General features: G+C 60.0%; 4 protein-coding genes. 1 reads left to right on the forward strand and 3 read right to left on the reverse strand.

The features are described from left to right. A partial coding sequence (pdhA, locus tag QZ653_RS02430; protein WP_296417376.1) for a pyruvate dehydrogenase (acetyl-transferring) E1 component subunit alpha occupies positions 1 to 986 on the reverse strand: 986 nt, incomplete at its 3' end. A 163-nt stretch (positions 987 to 1,149) separates the two neighbouring features. Here pdhA and QZ653_RS02435 point away from each other — a divergent pair. Further along, the gene (locus QZ653_RS02435) at positions 1,150 to 1,641 is read left to right on the forward strand and encodes a GNAT family N-acetyltransferase (protein ID WP_296417377.1); all 492 of its coding nucleotides are present in this window, start codon (positions 1,150 to 1,152) and stop codon (positions 1,639 to 1,641) included. Here the strand turns inward: QZ653_RS02435 and QZ653_RS02440 are convergent. Both QZ653_RS02440 and QZ653_RS02445 read right to left on the reverse strand, forming a co-directional pair. After that, entirely contained in the window at positions 1,631 to 1,927 is a 297-nt protein-coding gene (locus tag QZ653_RS02440) for an FtsB family cell division protein (RefSeq protein ID WP_296417378.1), read from the reverse strand. The two genes, QZ653_RS02435 and QZ653_RS02440, sit on opposite strands and share 11 nt — an antisense overlap. Before the next feature lie 167 nt (positions 1,928 to 2,094). Then, positions 2,095 to 2,958 (reverse strand): fructose bisphosphate aldolase (locus QZ653_RS02445; RefSeq protein WP_296417379.1); only part of this gene is annotated, 864 nt, incomplete at its 5' end.

Genomic DNA, 2,958 nt, shown 5'->3' on the forward strand with positions numbered 1-2,958 from the left:
GCATAGATGTCTGTCCAGAGTTCGGAGACATCGGGTTCGGGGCTTTCCTTGGCGAACTCGGCGCTTTCGTTGACGACGCCTTTGATGTCCTTGTCGATCGCCTTGAGGTCGTCTTCGGAGGCGTGTTTGCCGGTCAGCAGCATTTCGCGAACCTGTTCGATGGGATCGCGTTCGTCGCGCATTTTCTGCACTTCCTCGCGGGTCCGGTATTTGGCGGGGTCGGACATGGAGTGGCCACGGTAGCGGTATGTTTTCACTTCCAGAATATAGGGGCCTTCGCCGGACCGGCAGTGCGCGGTCGCTTTTTCGGAGGCTTCCTTGACGGCCAGCACGTTCATGCCGTCGACGATTTCACCGGGGATGCCGAAGGCTTCGCCACGGGTATAGAGATCGGGGGTCGAGGTGGAGCGTTTCTGGGATGTGCCCATGGCGTACTGGTTGTTTTCGATCACGAAAATCACCGGCAGTTTCCACAGGGCGGCCATGTTGAATGTCTCGTAAATCTGGCCCTGGTTTGCAGCGCCGTCGCCGAAATAGGCGAAGGTCACGTTGTCGTTGCCTTTGTATTTGTCCGAAAAGGCAAGGCCCGCGCCAAGGGGGACCTGTGCCGCAACGATGCCGTGGCCGCCGTAGAAATCCTTTTCTTTCGAGAACATGTGCATGGAGCCACCCTTGCCCTTGGAATAGCCGCCCTCGCGGCCCGTCAGCTCAGCCATGACGCCGTTGGGGTCCATGCCGCAGGCCAGCATGTGGCCGTGATCGCGGTAGGAGGTGATGCGTTTGTCACCGTCTTTGGCCGCAGCCTCAAGGCCGACAACAACGGCCTCTTGTCCGATGTAGAGGTGGCAGAAGCCGCCGATGAGACCCATTCCATAGAGTTGACCGGCCTTTTCCTCGAATCGACGGATCAGCAGCATGTCCTTGTAGTAACCCAACAGCTCCTCAGCGGAGACATTTGATTTCTTTGAGCTTTTCTTGGCGGCCATGGGTCCTCCCGGAGTGTTTCTTAACGCGCGAAAAAATATAGTTTAGCGTTAAACTATCTTCTAAATGGTTTGTTCCCAAAAATCGACCGACAATGTGACGCAAGGGCATCTGCGGGCGGAAAACCCGCCTTGCGTCTGGTGCATAGGCGGGGGAGGATGGGCCATGAAATACAAGATCCGACAGGAAAAAGACGGCGACGCGGCGGCGATCCGCGATGTGGTGGCCCGCGCGTTCGAGGGCAAATCCTTTGCCGACCCCGATGACAAGCTGATCGTGGACCGGCTGCGCGATGATGGTGCGCTGGTGTTGTCCCTGGTGGCCGAAACAGGCGGCAAGATCATCGGGCAGGTGGCCCTGTCACCGGCCAAGGTGGGCGATCTGAAATACCTGTGTGTAGGGCCGCTGGCCGTGGTGCCGGAGCATCAGGGCAAAGGCATTGGCGCGGATTTGATGGGGCACGCCTTGGGCGTGGCGCAGGCTTACGGGCGCGACGGGGCGGTGCTGCTGGGGGACCCCAAATATTACAGCCGCTTCGGGTTCGAAAAGGTGGCAGGGGTCACTTATGACGGGAAGGGGGCGGATGCCTTGCAGGTTCTGCCCTTCACCGATGCGCCCTCAGGCGCGGTGACGTTTCATCCCGTTCTTAGCGGATGACGATTTCGTCGGCGCGGACCATGCCCAGCACGTCGCGGGCCTGTTCGTCCAGAAGATCCAGATCAAGGTAGGTGTCGGACAGCCGGCGGGTCAGGTTTTCCATCCGCGCAACTTCCGCCTGCACGAGGGCCAGTTCCTCGGCCAGCATACGCCCTTCGGCGTCGATTTCCGCCCGTTTGAACACGCCGTAGTCGCCCTGCACAGCGGCAAAGGTGAAATAGACGGCCAGCATCAATGTGCCTGCGAAATAGAGAAGGACCCCCATAGGGGCGCGTTTGGATTTCATGCGGTCTGCCTCACATGCGGTGTCTGATGCACCGCTTTGGGACAGATTCGCACATTTGATTCGCCAAGGGAATCCCCTTTGTGACGGTCAGGCAATTATGCCCCGTGATCCGAGACAATTAAGTGGACAGACGTGTCGCGGGCCGGTCAGCCAGAGGAGGGTTTTTGTCAGGCCACCGACGCTGCGTGGATGCTGTCGATGGTGGCCGCAATGGTCGTGTTGAAGTCCGCATCCGATTGCGTGGCGGACAGACCTTCGGTCAGCGCGCGGCTGAAACTGGCGACGATGCCGGCGTTCCTGGCCAGTCGTGCGTTGGCTTCGGTGCGGTCATAGCCGCCGGAAAGGGCCACGACCTTCATGACCTTGGGGTGATCCACCAGCGGCTGATATTGGCCGGGGGTTTCGGGCAGGGTCAGCTTCAACATCACCTCATCGTCCTGTGCGTCCAGATGTTTGAGGATCGACGTCATCAACATATCCTCCGCACGGGCCTTATCGGCCATGGTGATGGTGATTTCGGGCTCAAGGATCGGCACAAGACCGTGGGACAACACCTCGGCCCCGATCTGGAATTGCTGGGCGACGATGGCGTCGATGCCTGTCTGGTTGGCCTCGTCGATCACGGCGCGCATTTTGGTGCCGAAGATGCCGCCCGTGCGCGCGCGGGGCAGCAGGTCGGACAGATGCGGCATGGGTTTCATCAGCTTCACGCCGTGGGACGCGGCCTCAAGCCCCTTGTCGATTTTCAGGAAGGGAACAACGCCATTGTCTTCCCACAGGGTGGCGGCGGTGGGTTTGCCGTTCACCTGCCGGTCCATGGTCATTTCAAACAGAATGGCCCCGATCACTTTGTCGCCAGTGAAGGTGGGGGCGTTGATGATGCGGGCGCGCATGTCGTGGATCAGGTCGAACATCTCGCCCTCGCCGCTGTAGGCATCCTCAGGCACACCATAGAGCGCCAGCGCCTTGGGGGTGGAGCCGCCGGATTGATCCAGAGCTGCGATAAACCCGCGTCCCGCCCGGATTTTGTC

The sequence above is a fragment of the Pseudooctadecabacter sp. genome (assembly GCF_020627745.1).
Lineage (GTDB): Bacteria > Pseudomonadota > Alphaproteobacteria > Rhodobacterales > Rhodobacteraceae > Octadecabacter.

Excerpts from the sequence above, each read along its gene's own strand:
- QZ653_RS02435 (WP_296417377.1), top strand. The coding sequence starts at position 1,150 with ATGAAATACAAGATCCGACAGGAAAAAGACGGCGACGCGGCGGCGATC.
- QZ653_RS02440 (WP_296417378.1), bottom strand. The coding sequence starts at position 1,927 with ATGAAATCCAAACGCGCCCCTATGGGGGTCCTTCTCTATTTCGCAGGC.